Raw genomic sequence first — 573 nt, forward strand, 5'->3', positions numbered from 1 at the left:
CGGCCCGCTGCACATATTCGGTGCAGCTGACCACCAGCAGGTCGTCCTTGTCGCGGAAGTGGTGGTAGAACGTGGAGCGGCCGACGTCGGCGCGATCGAGGATGTCGCGGACGGAGACGCGGTCGTAGCCCTTCTCGGTGAGCAACTCGATCAGGGCTCGGTGCAGTTCGTTGCGGGTCCGTCGGACCCGGCGGTCCTCGGTGGGCGGCACGGGTTCTCCTGCGGTCGTCGGCGTTACCGCACATTGTGCGCCCGAGTGTCCGGAACCGGACACTTTCCGGGGTTTCGCTCCTGGCGTCGCGCGGCGATCGTCGTAACCATGGAGCCATGAGACACAACGACTTCCAGCGACAGTCCACCGTCCACGACGACGGACCGGGGGTGCTGATCACCCGGGTCCGTGGTTATGCCGCCTTCAACACGATCTTCTTCGCCGGTCGGCGATCGCGGGTCGACGCCGCGGCGGCGGACCTGCTCGGCCTCCAGCACGGGCAGGCCGTTCTCGACATCGGTTGCGGACCGGGGGCATTCGCCCGCGTTCTGGCCGAGCGGGTCGGTCCCACGGGGCACGTG

Annotated in this window: 1 protein-coding gene and 1 pseudogene; one reads left to right on the forward strand and one right to left on the reverse strand. The window is 68.2% G+C overall.

Features of this window, described 5'->3' with window-relative positions; genetic code table 11:
* The coding region (locus AIIKEEIJ_RS14760) for a TetR family transcriptional regulator (RefSeq protein ID WP_161995959.1) at nucleotides 1-211 on the reverse strand (211 nt) is incomplete at its 3' end.
* Between the two features lie 116 nt (nucleotides 212-327).
* On the opposite strand from AIIKEEIJ_RS14760, the pseudogene AIIKEEIJ_RS14765 reads away from it, so the two are divergent.
* A pseudogene (locus tag AIIKEEIJ_RS14765) lies at nucleotides 328-573 on the forward strand (class I SAM-dependent methyltransferase); the annotation flags it as partial.

Source organism: Rhodococcus sp. YH1 (genome assembly GCF_009939605.1).
GTDB classification, from domain to species: Bacteria; Actinomycetota; Actinomycetes; order Mycobacteriales; family Mycobacteriaceae; genus Rhodococcus; species Rhodococcus aetherivorans.